Raw genomic sequence first — 16,150 nt, 5'->3', positions numbered from 1 at the left:
GCTTGTGCGGGACATGGCTGCTGGCAGGGACGGTGATGTTGTACTGGGGGACGATTGGGTCACCCCCGACAGTGCCGCGCCGGATGAAATTCGGGTCAAGCGCGAACGGCGGGGGCTGTTCTCGCTCCGCTCCTCGCCGCTGACGCGCAAGATCATTACCTTCAACCTGATCGCGCTGAGCGTTCTGGTGGCGGGGATCCTCTACCTTAATTCCTCGCGCGACAGTCTGGCGCTGCAACGCGCTGCGGCGCTGGTCTCTGAGACCGAGCTGATCGCTGATGTGATCGAAGCGCAACTGCCCGCGGGCGCGCCGGTGAACCTGACCACCGGCGATGGCGTCGATGTGGCTGCCACGCTCGACGGGCTGGACCTGCGCGGCGGTATCGAAGTCTTTGTCTATGATCCGGCGGAAACCTTGGTCGCCCGCACCGCAGGCAGCCTCACCGTGGCCGAGGCCCTCGCCGCCTCCGAGGCGGGTGAGCGGACCTTGCTGAACGACGGGTTGAACTGGCTTTGGGACCGGGTTGCAGCTCCCTTCAGCACCGATGAGGTTACCGCGACCCCGCCGCTCGAAGAGCAATTGCGCGGCATGGTCGGCACCAGCGTGACCAGCGGCACCCGGCGCGAAGGCACGCTCGCTATCGAAGGCGGCACGTTTTTCAGCGTGGTGACCCCCATCATGCAGGGCGAGACCCCCGTTGGCGTGGTCGCCGTGGCCAGTGCGGCGGGAGAGATCGACCGCCTTGTGCGCAGCGAACGTGAGCGCGTCTTGCAGATCTTCGTCATCGCGACCCTCGTCTCCATCGGCCTCAGCCTCGTTCTGGCCTCGACCATCGCCAATCCGCTGGCCGACCTCTCTGCCGCCGCCGAACTGGGCCGCGACAAGGACGCGCGCAAGATGAACCCCGGACGTATCCGCATCCCCGATCTGACCGCGCGGCCTGATGAGATTGGCCGCCTGTCAGGCGCGCTGCGCGGCATGGTTTCCGCCCTCTACAACCGGATCGACGGCAACGAACAATTCGCCGCCGATGTGGCCCATGAGATCAAGAACCCGCTCGCCTCTCTCCGCTCTGCCGTGGGCACGCTGCGGATGGTCAAGCGTGACGACCAGCGCGAGAAACTGCTGGATGTGATCGAACATGACGTGCGCCGCCTCGACCGTTTGGTGAGCGACATTTCCAATGCCTCGCGGCTCGATTCCGAACTGGTCAAGGAAGAGGAAGAACCCTTCGACCTGCTGCAAATGCTGGGCAATCTGGGCCAGTACCTCGGCGAAGATGCGAGATCCAAAGGCATCGATTTCATCACCGATCTGCCCGCTGCGCCAATCACCGTGCATGGGCTGGAAGCCCGTTTGGCGCAGGTCTTCGTGAACCTGATCACCAACGCGATTTCCTTTTGCGAAGACGGCGACGCGATCCGGGTCTGGGCCCGCAAACGTGCCAATCGCGTGTTGATCGTGGTCGAGGACACCGGCCCCGGCATCCCCGAACAGGCGCTCGGCAAAATCTTTAAACGCTTCTATTCGCAGCGCCCGGAAGAGCATTTTGGCAACAACTCCGGCCTCGGCCTCGCGATCTCGAAACAGATCGTCGAAGCCCATGGCGGCGTGATCTGGGCCGAGAACATTCGCCCGACCGAGGCCGACATCACCTCCGAACCCTTGGGCGCGCGTTTTGTCGTGGGGCTGCCCACCTAACTCCCGGGCGCGGGGCCTGATATGACCGTCGAGCGCGAAAACCTCCACGCCAGCTGCGTGGCGATCAATGGGCGCGGGGTGCTGATCCTTGGCCCGTCGGGTGCTGGCAAATCGTCGCTCGCCCTGCAACTGATCGCCTTCGGTGCCAAGCTGGTGGCCGATGATCGCACCGATATCATGCGCGACGGGGATCAGGTGATTGCCAGCGTCCCCGAGCCGATCCGCGGCCTGATTGAGGCGCGCTACGTGGGCATTCTGCGGGCCGAGGATCACGGCCCCGTGCCGCTGGGCCTGGTCGTCGATCTGGCCCGTACCGAAGACCAGCGCCTTCCCGAAGGGCACAGCCATATGCTACGGGGTGTCACGTTGCCCTGTTTTCACAAATGCGATAGCGCTCATTTTGCGGCAGCAATTCATCTGTATATGTCAGGTGTGGAAGAACCGAATTGATCAGTCAGACCTCATCAACAGACCCCGCCCCGCGGCGGTTGGTCCTTGTCACCGGCCCCTCGGGCGCCGGGCGGTCCTCTGCGCTCAACGTGCTGGAGGATGCGGGGTTTGAGGCGATCGACAACCTGCCGCTGCGGCTGCTGCCCGCGCTGCTTGACCGCCCCGGCGATGCGCAATCGGTGGCCTTGGGGATCGACGCCCGCAACCGGGACTTTTCAACCGAAGGCGTGCTGGAGCTGATGGGCCGCCTGACGGCTGAACCGGGGTGGCGCGCGGAACTGCTCTATCTCGACTGCGCGCCTGATGTGCTGCTGCAACGCTTTTCCGAAACCCGCCGCCGCCACCCGCTGGCCCCGGCTGACCGCCCCGTCGACGGGATCGCGCGCGAGCAGGAATTGCTCCACCCGATCCGCGCCCGTGCCGACGTGCTTATTGATACGACAACGCTGAACGTTCACGAGTTGCGCGCCGAGGTCGAACAATGGTTCGCCCCCGGCGGGCAACGCCAACTCACAGTCTCGGTACAAAGCTTTTCCTACAAACGGGGCCTTCCGCGCGGCGTTGATGTGGTGCACGACTGCCGCTTTCTGAGCAATCCCTATTGGGTTCCTGAATTGCGCAGCGGCGACGGGCGTGACCCTTCCGTCGCGGCCCATGTGGCGGGGGACAAACGCTACGCCGATTTCGCCGACAAGGTGCTCGACCTCAGCCTCCTGCTGCTGCCCGCCTACCGCGAAGAGGGCAAATCCCATATCTCCATCGCCTTCGGCTGCACGGGCGGGCAACACCGCTCTGTCGCCATGGCCGAAGATCACGCTTTGCGCCTTGCAGAGCAGGGCTGGCAGGTGTCAATTAGGCATCGAGAGCTGGACCGTCAGCATCGTGAAGGAAACAAGCCGTGATCGGGATCGTCATCGTCGCACATGGGGGGCTGGCGCAAGAATATCTTGCCGCCATCGAACATGTCGTGGGATCCCAATTCGGCGTACGCGCCATCGCCATCGAAGCCGACCATGACCGCGCCGATAAAGAACGCGAGATTTGCGGCGCCGCCGATGCGGTGGACCAAGGCGCCGGTGTGGTGGTTGTCACCGATCTTTTCGGCGGCTCCCCCTCGAACCTCAGCCTCTTGGCTTGCCGCCCGGAAAACCGCCGGATCATCTACGGCGCGAACCTGCCCATGCTGATCAAACTCGCCAAATCGCGGCATATGGATGTGCCCGACGCCGTGCGTGCCGCGCTCGAAGCTGGTAAGAAGTATATCGACAGCCAGAATGTCAGCGCAGGTTAGAAGGCCCCAAGACGTCATGCCCGAATTTTCTTTAAAGATCGTAAACGAAAAAGGCCTGCACGCGCGCGCCTCCGCCAAATTGGTCGAAGTGGTCGAGGCGTTTGATGCCCGCGCCGAAGTCAGCAAGGATGGCATGTCGGCCTCGGGCGACAGTATCATGGGGCTGTTGATGCTCGGCGCGTCGCGCGGCACCACCATCGATGTCCAAACCTCCGGCCCCGATGCCGAGGCCTTGGCCGAAGCTTTGACCGCCCTCGTGGCGGATAAGTTCGGCGAAGGGTTTTAGGCCCACCAAGCGGGAAAAAGGATCCGCCGACCCCATGGATGACGTGCATAACATCGCGGCCGAGCCGGCCCAGACAGGCGACGGCACGGTGGCCTTCACCAAATACGACCGCCGCAGCCTGTCCTATGCCTCGACCTTCGATGACCCATGGAAGGCGCGGGTGATCTCCGCGATGGAGCTTTTCACCGGCAAGCTCAAAATCCTGCGTCTGATCCGTAAGTTCGAACAACGCGGCACCCCCTCAGGCCAGGCCTTCTGGCGCGCAGCGCTCGACACGATGGGCATCGACCTCACCACCCCCCAAGAACAACTGGACCGCATCCCGAAAGAAGGGCCGGTCGTGGTCGTGGCAAACCACCCCCACGGAATGGTCGACGGTATGATTTTCGCCGATCTCATCGGCCGCGTGCGCCCCGATTACCGTATCCTCACCCGGTCGCTGCTTACCTCCATCGACGAGGTGGCAGGCAGCTACATGATCCCGGTGCCCTTCCCACATGACCCGGATGCGCAGCGCAAAGGTGTGGAAATGCGCGCCAAGGCCATGGCCCACCTCAAAGAAGGCGGCGTCGTGGCGCTCTTCCCCTCCGGCGTCGTCGCGGCTTCGGAAAGCTGGTGGGGCCCGGCGGTTGAAGCGGAATGGAACGTCTTCACCGCCAAGATGATCCGCCGTTCCGGTGCGCAGGTGGTGCCGATGCGATTCCCGGGCCAGAACAGCCGCGCCTATCAGATCGCCAACAGGCTCAGCCCGATGCTGCGCCAAGGGCTTTTGCTGCATGAAATCGCCCACGCCTGCGACAAACCCCAAGGGCCCATCGTCGGCCACCCGCTCGCCCGCCAAGAGATTGACCGCTGGGCCGACGACCCGCGCGGTTTCATGGCTTGGCTGCGCGCCCATACTCTGGCGCTCACCAACTAAACTTCATCCTTTTAAAAATACCCTCGGGGGAATCGCGCCTCTGGCGCGATGGGGGCAGGGCCCCCAACACCCTCGCAACTCAGCGCGTCGGGACAGGCTTTTCGCCGCGGTAGTCATAGAACCCGCGCTGCGTCTTGCGGCCCAACCACCCGGCTTCGACATATTTGGTCAGGAGCGGGCAGGGGCGATATTTCGTATCCGCCAACCCGTCATGCAGAACGTTCATAATGGCAAGGCAGGTGTCCAGACCAATAAAGTCCGCAAGCTCCAATGGCCCCATCGGATGGTTTGCCCCCAGCTTCATCGAACTGTCGATCGACTCGACATTGCCGACCCCTTCGTAGAGCGTATAGACCGCCTCGTTGATCATCGGCATCAGGATGCGGTTCACGATAAAGGCCGGGAAATCCTCGGCCGAGGCGGCGGTCTTGCCCAAACGGTCCACCACAGCTTTGCAAGCGTCATAAGTCTCGCTGTCCGTGGCGATGCCGCGGATCAATTCGACCAGCTGCATCACCGGCACGGGGTTCATGAAGTGAAAGCCCATGAATTTCTCGGGCCTGTCGGTGCGGCTGGCAAGGCGGGTGATCGAGATCGAGGAGGTGTTCGAGGTCAGGATCGTCGTCGGCTTCAGATGCGGGATCAGGTCTTCAAAGATCGCCTGTTTCACCGTTTCGCGCTCGGTCGCGGCTTCGATCACCAGATCGCTTTGGCCCAGATCGCTTAGCGTCTGCGTCGTGGTGATCCGCGCCATGGCGGCGTCCCGGTCGGCGGCGGTGATCTTCTCGCGGCTGACTTGGCGGTCCATATTGCCGGTCACGGTTTTCATCGCTTTGGCCAGCGCATCGGCGCTGACATCGTTCAGCAGTACGTCGTAGCCTGCCAGCGCCATGACATGGGCGATCCCATTGCCCATTTGCCCCGCTCCCACGATACCGATTGTCTGGATGTCCATGGCCTGTCCTTTGCTTGAGTTCGGCGCACAATAGGGCGCGTGGCGGGGGTGCCGCAAGGGCAGCTGTTTACGAAATCTCACGACAAATTCGCCCGTTAACAGAATCGCAGCCCCTGCTGTGCAATCTGGCTTTGGGTGAACAAAAAGGTGGGTTCGATGACCTATGATGCAGTGGGGCCAGCGCCTCTGGACTATTTGCCATGTCGCTATGGCACGTCAAAGCTGATGTTTCGCGGCCCGCGCCGCAGGTTGGAGGCGCCCTATATTGCCTTTCTCGGCGGGACGGAGACCTATGGAAAATTCATTGAAGAGCCGTTTCCCGCGCGGGTCGAGGCCGAGATCGGCAAGACCTGCGTGAACTTCGGCTTTCCCAACGCGGGGATCGACGCTTTTGCCCATGACCCTTTCGTCGCGCAGGCCGCCTCGCAGGCAGATGTGACGGTGGTTCAGATCATGGGGGCGCAGAATATGACCAACCGTTTCTATTCCGTGCATCGGCGTCGGAACGACCGCTTTGTCGGGGCCTCAGCCCTGTTGCAGACGATCTACCGCGAGGTCGATTTCTCGCAGTTCCATTTTAACCGGCACATGCTGACCCATCTCATGCAGGTCTCGCCCGAACGGTTCGAAGCGGTGCGCGCGGAGCTTCAGCAGGCGTGGATGGCACGCATGCGTTTGATGCTGGGGCAGATACAGGGGCGCACGCTCCTGCTTTGGCTGGCTGACCGCCCGCCGGTCGCAACAGCAGCGCAGCCGGTGGGAGAGTTGGGCCATGATCCGCTTTTCGTGACACGCGAAATGTTGGACGCGGTGGCCCAACACGCCACGGCCAAGATCGAGGTCGTCTCTCCCAAAGATCCCTCAGGGGGACCGTCCGCTGGCATGGTGGTCAGTGAATTCGAAGCGCAGGCCGCGTCGGAAATGCTGGGCCCGATGGCTCATGCCTCTGCCGCCGCCGCTTTGACCGATGCGCTGCAAAGCATGTCCTGACGCTCCCGGTAGGGACATGCACGAAAAAGGCCCGCCGAGAGCGGCGGGCCTTTGGTGTCTCATATGAGAAGCCTTACAGCTTTTCGATCAGTTCCGGCACCGCGTCGAAGAGGTCTGCCACAAGACCGTAGTCGGCGACTTGGAAGATCGGCGATTCTTCGTCTTTGTTGATCGCGACGATGATCTTGGAGTCTTTCATCCCGGCAAGGTGCTGGATCGCACCCGAGATGCCAACCGCGACATAGAGGTCGGGGGCGACCACTTTGCCGGTCTGGCCCACCTGCCAGTCGTTCGGGGCATAGCCCGAATCGACCGCCGCACGCGACGCGCCAACGGCGGCGCCCAGTTTGTCGGCCAGTTTCTCGATCAGGGCGAAGTCCTCTTCGGAGCCGACACCGCGACCACCGGAAACCACCACGCCCGCGCTTGTCAGCTCGGGGCGGTCCGATTCGGCGACCTTGTCTTCGACCCATGTGGACAGGCCGGGGTTCTCGGCAGCCGAAATGGTCTCGACCGAGGCGGACCCACCGTCACCGGCGGCATCGAAGGTCGATGTGCGGAAGGTGATGACTTTCTTCGCGTCGTTGGACTTCACGGTCTGCACCGCGTTGCCCGCGTAGATCGGACGCTCAAAGGTATCGGCATCGACAACGCCGGAAGCGTCCGAGATCACCATGACATCAAGCAGGGCCGCGACGCGGGGCATGATGTTCTTGGCATCCGTGGTGGCGGGCGCGACGATGTGGTCGTAGTCACCGGCAAGGCTGACGATCAGCGCCGCGGTGGCTTCGGCCAGACGGTGGCCCAGCATCTCGTCCTCGGCAACCAGCACCTTGGAGACGCCATCGATCTTGGCCGCCGCTTCGCCAGCCGCCGCGGCAGAGCTGCCCGCCGCCAGAATGGTCACGTCGCCCAGTTGCTTGGCCGCGGTCACCGCCTTGGCGGTTGCGTCCATCGACAGTTCGCCGTCGGAAATCTCTGCAATCAGAAGAACAGCCATTACACAGCCCCCGCTTCTTTGAGTTTCGCCACAAGCTCGTCGACCGAGCCGACCTTGATGCCAGCGGCACGTTCCGCGGGCTCTTCGGTCTTCACGATTTCCAAGCGGTTGGAGACGTCGACGCCATAGTCCTCGGCGGTCTTTTCATCCAGCGGCTTTTTCTTGGCCTTCATGATGTTGGGCAGCGAGGCGTAGCGCGGCTCGTTGAGGCGCAGGTCCACGGTGACCACGGTCGGCATGGTAACTTCGATGGTCTGCAGGCCGCCATCGACTTCGCGGGTCACTTTCGCCTTGTCGCCTTCGATGGCGATATCAGAAGCGAAGGTCGCCTGCGACCAGCCCATCAGCGCCGAGAGCATCTGCCCGGTGGCGTTCATGTCGTTGTCGATCGCCTGCTTGCCGCAGAGCACGAGGCTCGGCTGTTCCTCGTCGACGACGGCTTTGAGGATCTTGGCCACGGCCAGCGGTTCGATGTCCTTGTGCACATCGTCCGAGGCCACCACGAGGATCGCGCGGTCGGCACCCATGGCGAGGGCGGTGCGCAGCGTTTCCTGCGCTTGCTTCACACCGATGGAGACGGCGACGACCTCTTCAGCCTGACCGGCTTCCTTCAGACGAATCGCCTGTTCGACGGCAATTTCGTCGAAGGGGTTCATCGACATTTTCACATTGGCAAGATCAACACCCGATCCGTCCGCTTTGACACGAACTTTCACGTTATAGTCGATCACGCGTTTGACAGGCACCAGTACCTTCATGAGCGGTCTCTCTCCTCAGTTTGCGACGCGGGCTGGTGGCCCGGTCTCCCTAATTCTCCAGACGGGTGTAACGAAGCGGATCGGATCAAAACAGGCCAAAATCGGCAGGTTGGCAGTTTTGAACGCGGCGTTTTCCCGGTTTTTCGTCTGTTAGCGCTATTTTACGCCCGGTTCGCCCCCGGCACCCAAAGCACGTCTTCCTTGCCCGCGTTATTGGCCATCCGCGCGGCGACGAAGAACCAATCGCTGAGCCGGTTCAGATAGGTCACGCAGGCGGGGTTCACCGCCGTTTGCTCAGCCAGCAGCACCGCCAGCCGCTCGGCGCGGCGCGCTACGGTGCGGCAAACATGCAGATGCGCCGCCAGCGCGCGACCGCCGGGCAGGATGAAGCTGCGCAGCGGCTCCAACTCGGAATTCATCACGTCGATCTCACGCTCCAGCCGGTCGACCTGTTCTTGGGTGACCCGCAGGGGCGGGTATTCCGCATCCTTATCGGCTTCCATATCGGGGCGGCAGAGGTCGGCGCCCAGATCGAAAAGGTCGTTCTGAATGCGCGCCAGCGCTTCATCCGTGGCGCCCTTAGCCTCAAGCCGGGCCACCCCCACGAAACAATTCAACTCATCCGAGGTGCCATAGGCTTCGACCCGCGCGTCATGTTTGGCGACACGGTCGCCATTGCCAAGGGCGGTGGTGCCCTTGTCCCCGGTGCGGGTGTAAATCTTGTTCAGTACAACCATCAGATCGTGCCCCCTCGGAAATAGACATAGGCAAGGATCAGCAGCACGGCGATGAACTGCGCGATGATCCGCCACCGCATCAGCTTATTGGCGTTGCGTTTGTTGAATTTGCCCCCGGTGGCAAAGCCGCCCAGCCCCATCAGGAGCACAACGGCGACCGCCACGACAGAGATCAGGACGATCACGAAAAACGGATCATTTGGCATGGGCTGTCCTTTCGTTGCCCCGAGATGTAGCGGCACCGGGCAGCCGCGCAACCAAAATCAGCGGCTGGTGACCCAGTCCAGCGCGCGCGTCGGCAGGATACGCCGTAAAACACCGCCGATATGCGTTGGGGTTGTGACGAAATAGCGCGGGCGGGGACGGGGGGATTCGACGGCGTGGACCAGCTTCTCGACCACCGCCTCGGGCGGGAGTTCGAAGCGGTCCTTCTTGCCGCTGTCGTCATAAAGCCGGGGCCGCATGGTGCTTTCATACTCCGCCGCGCGGGGGCTGTTTTGCCAGTCGATCCAGCGCTCGAAACGCGGAATGGCCTTGGTCCGCAGTTTCGAGGTGACGGGGCCGGGTTCGATCAGGATCACCGCGACCCCGGTGCCGCGCATCTCAAGCCGGAGGGTATCGGTCAGCCCCTCAAGGGCGAATTTCGTGGAGTTATACGCCCCGCGCCACGGCATCGCCACCATGCCAAGCACCGAGGAACATTGCACGATCCGCCCATGCCCCTGCTTGCGCATCACCGGGATCACCGCGCGGGTCAGGCTGTGCCAGCCAAAGAAATTCGCCTCGAATATCTCGCGCAGGGCATCGGTGGGGAGGTCTTCGACCAACCCGGGCGTGGCGTGGGCACCGTTGTTGAACAGCGCGTCGAGCGTGCCGCCGGTTTGGTCCAGCACATGGGCAAGCACCGCTTGGATGCTGGCCTCATCGGTGTAATCGAGGCGCGGCGCGTCGAAGCCTTCGGCTTGCAACCGGTCGCAATCCGCTTGTTGGCGGCAGGCAGCGAAAACGCGCCAGCCACGGGCGCGCATGCCGTGCGCGGCGGCATAGCCGATGCCGCTGGAACAGCCGGTGATGAGGATGGAGCGGGTCGCAGACATGCAAAGGGCCCTTCGTGTGAAAGGCCCTTCATTGCGCGATGCTATGGGATTGGCAAGTTAGCCGTTGTTGAGCAGGAAGTCGGCCATCCAGCCGGATTCGCTGCCGTCGACGCTGCGGAAACGCACCCAGCCTGCGCCGTTGTCTTCGATCACTTCGACAGCATCGCCTTTGCCGAGCTTGCCGACCACGCCGAAGTTGGTGCCCGGACCGCCGCGGACATTTACGCGGGTGCCGTTGACTTCGCGGATGTCGGCCTGGGTCGTGCTGACAAAGGTCGCGCCATTGTCAGCGCCTTCGATCAGGCTCGGGATGACAGCGGGCGCATTGGCGCTTGTCGTCGTGTAAGCGGCCTTTTCCACTTTGGGGGCGCTGACGGCCTTGGCTTTGACCACTTTCGCCCCGGCGCGGTCCGTAGGGGTGGCCACGGCCTTTTGCACCATCCCGTCATTGGCCTGCGGCAGGTCGCTCAGCGTTGTGAGGTTCAGCGCCACGCGGGTTGCCGTGGCATCACGCGCAGGGGTCCTTTCGGCGAAGGGGGTGATCGGGCTCTCCGCCTTGCGGGCCGCGTTCGCGGCGGTGGCAGTGACAAGGTTGGAAGAGGGGTTTGCGCTGGCGATCAGGGCCGTCTCAGCCGCTTCGGCGCTGGCCGTTTGCGGGCCTGCGGGCACGAAATCGGCACCGCCGCTCATCTCGTAGAATGCCCAGCCCATGAAACCAAATGTCAAAAAGATGAACCGTTTCATTTTTGCTGTTCCTCGTCCCGTGTCAAACCATGTTGCTGTTGAGAGACCAACGCGAAACTTCGCGAATGGTTCATTTCCGATTGGCAAGAATTCGCATAGCCGAAAAGTATTGCTTTTTTCTCACTTGAAACCGTGCCAGCGGCCATTTTGCCGAGTCGTTTGCGGGTAATCTGTCGCTTGCCCGCTCTGGCGTGCTTGGCTAAAAGACCCGTCATGTCAGACACAAGCACACCCCCAGAACTCGACCCGAATGACCTGTCCGAGCCGCTGCGCCGCGCCTTGGGGGATCGTTACCTGACCTATGCGCTGAGCACGATCATGCACCGGGCGCTGCCCGATGCGCGCGACGGGCTGAAGCCGGTGCACCGCCGCATCCTCTACGCGATGCGCGAGTTGCGGCTGTCGTCCACCGGGGGTTTCCGCAAGTCGGCAAAGATCTCGGGCGACGTGATGGGTAACTATCACCCGCATGGCGATGCCGCGATCTATGACGCGATGGCGCGTCTGGCGCAGGATTTCAACGTGCGCTACCCGCTGGTCGACGGGCAGGGCAACTTCGGCAACATCGACGGCGACAACCCGGCGGCCTCGCGCTACACCGAGGCGCGGATGACCGCCGTGGCCGAGGCCATGCTCGAAGGGCTGAACGAGAACGCCGTCGATTTCCGCGAGAATTACGACGGCACGCTGACCGAGCCTGCCGTGCTGCCCGCGCAGTTCCCGAACCTTTTGGCCAATGGCTCTTCGGGCATCGCCGTAGGCATGGCCACGAACATCCCGCCGCATAACATCGCCGAGCTTTGCGATGCCTGTATTCACTTGATTAAGACGCCGGACGCGCGCGACGACACGCTCTTGAACTACGTCCCCGGCCCAGATTTCCCCACCGGTGGCATCATCGTCGAGCCGCCCGAGAACATCGCCAACGCCTATCGCACGGGCCGCGGCTCCTTCCGGCTGCGCTGCCGTTGGGAGGTCGAGGACCTTGGCCGTGGGGCCTGGCAGATCGTCGTTACCGAGATCCCCTATCAGGTCCAGAAGTCCAAGCTGATCGAGAAGATCGCCGAACTGATCCAGACCAAGAAGATCCCGATTCTTGCCGATGTCCGCGACGAATCCGCCGAAGACATCCGCATGATCATCGAGCCGCGGTCGAAGAACGTCGATCCGAACGTGCTGATGGGCATGCTGTTCCGCAACTCCGATCTAGAGGTGCGTTTCTCGCTCAACATGAACGTGCTGATCGACGGGCAGACGCCCAAGGTCTGCTCGCTCAAGGAAGTGCTGCGCGCCTTCCTCGACCACCGTCGCGAGGTGCTGCAACGCCGTTCTCGGCACCGGATGGACAAGATCGATCACCGGCTTGAGGTGTTGCAGGGCCTGATCACGGCCTTCTTGAACCTCGACCGGGTGATCGAGATCATCCGCTACGACGAAGACCCCAAGGCCGCGTTGATGTACGAGGACTGGAGCCGCGCGCATCAGGACACGCTGACACGCGCCATGGACGAGGCCGCTTACGTCTCGCCGCTTGCGGGCGTTGACGTCTCGAAGCTCGCCGTCATCGCCGATGCCGAGGCGCAGGCCACCGGCGTGCTGGCTGAAAGTGGTGACACCCGCGCCATCCCGCACAGCTACGCAGGCCGTGAGAACGGGCTGTCGGACGTGCAGGCCGAGGCGATTCTCAACATGCGCCTGCGGTCCTTGCGGCGTCTGGAAGAAGACGCGCTGGTGGCCGAGCGTGACGCGCTGATGACCGAGCGTGCGGGGCTCGAAGACCTGCTTGAAAGCGAGGACTTGCAATGGTCCACCATTGCCGACCAGCTGCGCACGACGAAAAAGCAGTTCGGCAAAGACTGGGTGATCGACGGTGTCAAACGCGGCCAGCGTCTGACCGAGTTCGACACCGCCGGAGAGGTCGAGGACGTGCCGATCGAGGCGATGATCGACCGCGAGCCGATCACCGTGGTCTGCAGCCAGATGGGCTGGATCCGCGCCATGACCGGCCATATCGACCTGAACCGCGAGTTGAAGTTCAAGGACGGCGACGGCCCGCGCTTCATCTTCCATGCCGAGACGACGGACCGGCTGCTGGTCTTCGGCTCGAACGGGCGGTTCTACACCGTCTCGGCCGCCAACCTGCCCGGCGGGCGCGGCATGGGCGAGCCTTTGCGTCTGATGGTCGATCTGCCCAACGAGGTGCAGATCGTCTCGCTCTTCATCCACCAGCCGGGGCGCAAGCTTTTGGTGGCCTCCACCGCGGGCGACGGTTTTGTCGTGCCCGAGGATGACGTCGTGGCACAGACCCGCAGCGGCAAGCAGGTGCTGAACGTGCGCGGCGAGGGGGTCACGGCGTTGGTCTGTCACCCAGTCTCAGGCGATAGCGTCGCCACGGTGGGAGAGAACCGCAAGGTGCTGGTCTTCGGCCTTGATGAGCTGCCCGAGATGGGCCGGGGCAAGGGCGTGCGGCTGCAAAAGTTCAAGGACGGCGGCCTGTCGGATGCCATCACCTTCACGCGCGAGGCGGGTCTCACTTGGCAGGACCCGGCGGGCCGCACGCGGACCGAGGCCGATCTGGCCGAGTGGACCGGCAAGCGCGCAAGCTCGGGCCGCATGGCCCCTCGCGGCTTCCCGCGCGACAACAAGTTCACGTGAAACACCGCGCCCTTCGGGGCGCGGTCAGTCCAGCTGCTCGGCGGTCATCCAGACGCCACCCTCGGGGCGCAGGGTCAGGATCATCACCGGCTCAGGATCCTTGCCCGGCACCGGGGTGAATTTGAACCGCCCCAGCAGGGTGGCGAGGATGATCACCGCCTCCTGAAGCGCAAAGCTCGCCCCGATGCAGATGCGCGGCCCGTCTCCGAAGGGCAGATAGGCGTAGCGGTCGATCGCCTTGCGGTCGGCGAAACGCTCAGGCCGGAAGGCGTCGGGCTCCTCCCAGAGCAGTTCGTTGCGGCCAAGCGCGTAGATCGGAATCATCACCGTGTCCCCGGGCCGGATCTCGCGGTCGCAGAGCCTGTCAGGCTTCTGCGCCGTGCGCGAGATGATCCCGGCGGCGGGGTAGAGGCGCAGCGCCTCGTCGACGATCATCCGCACCAGCGGCAATTTATCCACGTCCTCGCCGGTGCAGGCACGTCCCTGAAGCACGGCGCGCACTTCGGCGCGGGCGCGTTCCTGCATCTCGGGGTCAAAGCCCATCAGGTACATCGACCACGCCAGCGTCAGCGCCGTGGTTTCATGGCCCGCGACGATGAAGGTCAGCAGGTTGTCGCGCAGCTCGCCGGTGTTCATCTGGCGTTTGGTCTTGGGGTCCTCGCCTTCCAAAAGCAGGTCCAGCAGGTCGGGCGTGCCGTCATGGCCGCGCGCAACCCGCGCCTCGATCGCCTGATCTGCCATGGCCTTCATTTGCTTCAGCGCTTGGCCGGACATCATCCGCCCCGGGCGCGGCAGCCAGTCGGGCAGGCCGAGGATGTCGAAAAGGCTGATCTTGCCGGCCTCGGCGATATAGTCGTCGATCGCCCCATGCACCTTTTCGCGGTCGAAGGTGCCATCGCCCGAGAAGGTCACGTCGCCGATCACCTCGAAAGTGGTGGTCACCATTTCATCGAGCATGTTGACCGCGCGCGGCCCGGCTTGGGCGATGCGCTCGGCCGAGCGGGCGGCGGCGGCGCTCATCACCGGGGCGAGGTTGCGCACGTTGCGCTGCGAAAAGACGGGGGCGGCGGCGCGGCGCTGCCAACGCCAATGCGCGCCCTCTGCAATGAAGAGCGATTCCCCGATCGCCGGGCGCAGCAGGTTCTTGGTGACATCGGACTTCGGGTAGTCCTCCAGCCGGTCGAGCAGGATTTCCCGGATAGCACCCGGATCCATCACCATATGCCAGCGCTTGCCAGTCTTGCCCGAAACCATGGGCTGGGTGGTGGCGATCTTGGGGATGATGCTCAGCACGTTGCGACGCGCCATCTGAAGGCTGCCGAGCATGCCGACAGGCTCGGTAACGAGCGGCACGCGAACGGGCAGGGGGCGGGCTTGGGTCATTTTGCTGTCCTCACTCTCAGTCCAAGATAGACCGGCCCGGGGGCTGCGCAACTGCGGCAAATGATTGCGCCCCTTGGGCCCATCGGCTACCCCTTTTCAAAACCTTAACACCCCTGAGGGATCGCCCATGCTGAGAGTTCTTGCCCTGTTGACCTTCGTCGCGACGCTGGCCGCCTGCAACGGGGCATCCGACCTCGACAAGGCGCCGACCCCGCTGGGGGATTTCAATCTGCACCACAATATCGTGGTGGCGCCCAAGGCGCAGAAGGGGCCGCTCAGCCGCGAGGTGAGCAAGGAAGAACTGGCCGAGGCCGTACGCGCCGCCACCGCCGAACGCTTTGATCGCTACGAGGGCGAGCGGCTTTACCACTTCGGCATCAGCGTCGAGGGCTACGTGCTGGCCCAGCCGGGCATCCCGCTGGTCTTTGCGCCTAAATCGATCCTGATCCTCAACCTGACGGTCTGGGACGACGCCAAGAACAAAAAGCTGAACCCCGAGCCGCATCAGATCACCGTCTTCGAATCCCTCGATCAGGGGCCGGTGGTGGGCTCGGGCTATACCAAATCCGCCGAAGAGCAGCTGAAGAACCTCAGCCAGAACGCCGCCAAGGCGATTGAGACATATCTGGTCAAGCAAAACCGCGAAGAGGGGTGGTTCAACGGCGGCACAGCCCTCTCCCCCGCCGGGGAGCCGGAGGATAAATAGCCATAGCCGGGGCGCGCCCGACCGATGCGGCAGGCCCACGGTGGGCTTTAAGTGGCGCCAAGACGCAACTCCCGCTTGATTTTACCGCTCGAACCCAATACATCGCCCGCCAGATAGGGTTCGGGTCCCCGTTGGGGCCCCTCAATTAAAAGGGCGCCACCATGGCAAAGGCAAAGTTTGAACGCACCAAACCGCACGTCAACATCGGCACGATCGGCCACGTTGACCACGGTAAAACCACGCTGACCGCGGCGATCACCAAGTATTTCGGTGACTTCCAAGCGTATGACCAGATCGACGGCGCGCCCGAAGAGAAGGCCCGCGGCATCACCATCTCGACCGCGCACGTCGAGTATGAGACCGAGAACCGTCACTACGCCCACGTCGACTGCCCCGGCCACGCTGACTATGTGAAAAACATGATCACCGGTGCGGCGCAGATGGACGGCGCGATCCTGGTTGTGAACGCGGCCGACG

General features: G+C 63.3%; 19 protein-coding genes. 10 read left to right on the top strand and 9 right to left on the bottom strand.

Annotation, left to right across the window (positions count from 1 at the left end; genetic code table 11):
* Nucleotides 1–13: 13 nt before the first annotated feature.
* Genes J7392_RS05225 through J7392_RS05200 form a run of 6 tightly spaced genes read left to right on the top strand, consistent with a single transcriptional unit; the run spans nt 14 to nt 4,648 of the window.
* Nucleotides 14–1,702 carry a sensor histidine kinase gene (locus tag J7392_RS05225; RefSeq protein ID WP_209216517.1) on the top strand — a complete coding sequence of 563 codons (1,689 nt, stop codon included), beginning with the start codon at nt 14–16 and terminating at the stop codon, nt 1,700–1,702.
* 21 nt (nt 1,703–1,723) lie between these two features.
* Complete coding sequence (locus J7392_RS05220; protein WP_209216516.1) at nt 1,724–2,152, top strand: HPr kinase/phosphatase C-terminal domain-containing protein; 429 nt, start codon at nt 1,724–1,726, stop codon at nt 2,150–2,152.
* Entirely contained in the window at nt 2,149–3,054 is a 906-nt protein-coding gene (gene rapZ, locus J7392_RS05215; RefSeq protein WP_209216515.1) for an RNase adapter RapZ, read from the top strand. The genes J7392_RS05220 and rapZ overlap by 4 nt, the downstream gene beginning before the upstream one ends.
* Nucleotides 3,051–3,443: a PTS fructose transporter subunit IIA gene (locus J7392_RS05210; protein WP_067260606.1), complete on the top strand. Its 393-nt coding sequence runs from the start codon at nt 3,051–3,053 to the stop codon at nt 3,441–3,443. The genes rapZ and J7392_RS05210 overlap by 4 nt, the downstream gene beginning before the upstream one ends.
* A 16-nt stretch (nt 3,444–3,459) precedes the next feature.
* Entirely contained in the window at nt 3,460–3,729 is a 270-nt protein-coding gene (locus J7392_RS05205) for an HPr family phosphocarrier protein (RefSeq protein ID WP_067260603.1), read from the top strand.
* 34 nt (nt 3,730–3,763) lie between these two features.
* Nucleotides 3,764–4,648 carry a lysophospholipid acyltransferase family protein gene (locus tag J7392_RS05200; protein ID WP_209216514.1) on the top strand — a complete coding sequence of 295 codons (885 nt, stop codon included), beginning with the start codon at nt 3,764–3,766 and terminating at the stop codon, nt 4,646–4,648.
* Nucleotides 4,649–4,727: 79 nt separating this feature from the next.
* Here J7392_RS05200 and J7392_RS05195 read toward each other — a convergent pair whose 3' ends face one another.
* Nucleotides 4,728–5,603 (bottom strand): 3-hydroxybutyryl-CoA dehydrogenase, encoded by an 876-nt coding sequence (locus J7392_RS05195; protein ID WP_168612495.1) that lies wholly within the window; start codon nt 5,601–5,603, stop codon nt 4,728–4,730.
* A 156-nt stretch (nt 5,604–5,759) separates the two neighbouring features.
* On the opposite strand from J7392_RS05195, the gene J7392_RS05190 reads away from it, so the two are divergent.
* Entirely contained in the window at nt 5,760–6,593 is an 834-nt protein-coding gene (locus J7392_RS05190; RefSeq protein ID WP_209216513.1) for a DUF6473 family protein, read from the top strand.
* Nucleotides 6,594–6,666: 73 nt separating this feature from the next.
* On the opposite strand, the gene J7392_RS05185 is transcribed toward J7392_RS05190, so the two are convergent.
* The 7 genes from J7392_RS05185 to J7392_RS05155 all read right to left on the bottom strand — a co-directional run bounded on the left by J7392_RS05185 (nt 6,667) and on the right by J7392_RS05155 (nt 11,153).
* Nucleotides 6,667–7,593: an FAD-binding protein gene (locus tag J7392_RS05185; RefSeq protein WP_067260593.1), complete on the bottom strand. Its 927-nt coding sequence runs from the start codon at nt 7,591–7,593 to the stop codon at nt 6,667–6,669.
* On the bottom strand, nt 7,593–8,351 hold the full coding sequence (locus tag J7392_RS05180) for an electron transfer flavoprotein subunit beta/FixA family protein (RefSeq protein ID WP_209216512.1): 759 nt from the start codon (nt 8,349–8,351) through the stop codon (nt 7,593–7,595). The genes J7392_RS05185 and J7392_RS05180 overlap by 1 nt, the downstream gene beginning before the upstream one ends.
* A gap of 161 nt (nt 8,352–8,512) precedes the next feature.
* A complete protein-coding gene (locus tag J7392_RS05175) occupies nt 8,513–9,088 on the bottom strand; it encodes a cob(I)yrinic acid a,c-diamide adenosyltransferase (protein WP_067260588.1) in 576 nt (191 codons plus the stop codon).
* A complete protein-coding gene (locus J7392_RS05170) occupies nt 9,088–9,294 on the bottom strand; it encodes a twin transmembrane helix small protein (protein WP_067260586.1) in 207 nt (68 codons plus the stop codon). The genes J7392_RS05175 and J7392_RS05170 overlap by 1 nt, the downstream gene beginning before the upstream one ends.
* Before the next feature lie 57 nt (nt 9,295–9,351).
* Nucleotides 9,352–10,185 (bottom strand): SDR family oxidoreductase, encoded by an 834-nt coding sequence (locus J7392_RS05165; protein ID WP_209216511.1) that lies wholly within the window; start codon nt 10,183–10,185, stop codon nt 9,352–9,354.
* 57 nt (nt 10,186–10,242) lie between these two features.
* The gene (locus J7392_RS05160) at nt 10,243–10,929 is read right to left on the bottom strand and encodes an SH3 domain-containing protein (RefSeq protein ID WP_209216510.1); all 687 of its coding nucleotides are present in this window, start codon (nt 10,927–10,929) and stop codon (nt 10,243–10,245) included.
* A complete protein-coding gene (locus J7392_RS05155; RefSeq protein ID WP_209216509.1) occupies nt 10,926–11,153 on the bottom strand; it encodes a hypothetical protein in 228 nt (75 codons plus the stop codon). The genes J7392_RS05160 and J7392_RS05155 overlap by 4 nt, the downstream gene beginning before the upstream one ends.
* On the opposite strand from J7392_RS05155, the gene J7392_RS05150 reads away from it, so the two are divergent.
* Nucleotides 11,143–13,584, top strand: coding sequence for a DNA topoisomerase IV subunit A (locus J7392_RS05150; protein ID WP_209216508.1), 2,442 nt, complete (start codon nt 11,143–11,145; stop codon nt 13,582–13,584). The genes J7392_RS05155 and J7392_RS05150 overlap by 11 nt on opposite strands.
* A 24-nt stretch (nt 13,585–13,608) precedes the next feature.
* On the opposite strand, the gene J7392_RS05145 is transcribed toward J7392_RS05150, so the two are convergent.
* Nucleotides 13,609–14,967, bottom strand: a complete 1,359-nt coding sequence (locus J7392_RS05145; RefSeq protein WP_209216507.1) for a cytochrome P450 — start codon at nt 14,965–14,967, stop codon at nt 13,609–13,611.
* A 127-nt stretch (nt 14,968–15,094) separates the two neighbouring features.
* Here J7392_RS05145 and J7392_RS05140 point away from each other — a divergent pair, with 127 nt between their 5' ends.
* Both J7392_RS05140 and J7392_RS05135 read left to right on the top strand, forming a co-directional pair.
* Complete coding sequence (locus J7392_RS05140; RefSeq protein ID WP_067260571.1) at nt 15,095–15,673, top strand: hypothetical protein; 579 nt, start codon at nt 15,095–15,097, stop codon at nt 15,671–15,673.
* 161 nt (nt 15,674–15,834) lie between these two features.
* A partial coding sequence (locus tag J7392_RS05135; RefSeq protein ID WP_209216506.1) for a GTP-binding protein occupies nt 15,835–16,150 on the top strand: 316 nt, incomplete at its 3' end.

Source organism: Sulfitobacter sp. R18_1 (assembly GCF_017743915.1).
Taxonomy (GTDB): Bacteria; Pseudomonadota; Alphaproteobacteria; order Rhodobacterales; family Rhodobacteraceae; genus Sulfitobacter; species Sulfitobacter faviae.
This window is presented reverse-complemented; position numbering and strand designations above follow the sequence as displayed.

Excerpts from the sequence above, each read along its gene's own strand:
- J7392_RS05145 (WP_209216507.1), bottom strand. The coding sequence starts at position 14,967 with ATGACCCAAGCCCGCCCCCTGCCCGTTCGCGTGCCGCTCGTTACCGAG.
- J7392_RS05160 (WP_209216510.1), bottom strand. The coding sequence starts at position 10,929 with ATGAAACGGTTCATCTTTTTGACATTTGGTTTCATGGGCTGGGCATTC.
- J7392_RS05190 (WP_209216513.1), top strand. The coding sequence starts at position 5,760 with ATGACCTATGATGCAGTGGGGCCAGCGCCTCTGGACTATTTGCCATGT.
- J7392_RS05185 (WP_067260593.1), bottom strand. The coding sequence starts at position 7,593 with ATGGCTGTTCTTCTGATTGCAGAGATTTCCGACGGCGAACTGTCGATG.
- J7392_RS05225 (WP_209216517.1), top strand. The coding sequence starts at position 14 with ATGGCTGCTGGCAGGGACGGTGATGTTGTACTGGGGGACGATTGGGTC.
- J7392_RS05165 (WP_209216511.1), bottom strand. The coding sequence starts at position 10,185 with ATGTCTGCGACCCGCTCCATCCTCATCACCGGCTGTTCCAGCGGCATC.
- J7392_RS05150 (WP_209216508.1), top strand. The coding sequence starts at position 11,143 with ATGTCAGACACAAGCACACCCCCAGAACTCGACCCGAATGACCTGTCC.
- J7392_RS05170 (WP_067260586.1), bottom strand. The coding sequence starts at position 9,294 with ATGCCAAATGATCCGTTTTTCGTGATCGTCCTGATCTCTGTCGTGGCG.
- J7392_RS05200 (WP_209216514.1), top strand. The coding sequence starts at position 3,764 with ATGGATGACGTGCATAACATCGCGGCCGAGCCGGCCCAGACAGGCGAC.
- J7392_RS05195 (WP_168612495.1), bottom strand. The coding sequence starts at position 5,603 with ATGGACATCCAGACAATCGGTATCGTGGGAGCGGGGCAAATGGGCAAT.
- J7392_RS05180 (WP_209216512.1), bottom strand. The coding sequence starts at position 8,351 with ATGAAGGTACTGGTGCCTGTCAAACGCGTGATCGACTATAACGTGAAA.
- J7392_RS05175 (WP_067260588.1), bottom strand. The coding sequence starts at position 9,088 with ATGGTTGTACTGAACAAGATTTACACCCGCACCGGGGACAAGGGCACC.
- J7392_RS05205 (WP_067260603.1), top strand. The coding sequence starts at position 3,460 with ATGCCCGAATTTTCTTTAAAGATCGTAAACGAAAAAGGCCTGCACGCG.
- J7392_RS05140 (WP_067260571.1), top strand. The coding sequence starts at position 15,095 with ATGCTGAGAGTTCTTGCCCTGTTGACCTTCGTCGCGACGCTGGCCGCC.
- J7392_RS05220 (WP_209216516.1), top strand. The coding sequence starts at position 1,724 with ATGACCGTCGAGCGCGAAAACCTCCACGCCAGCTGCGTGGCGATCAAT.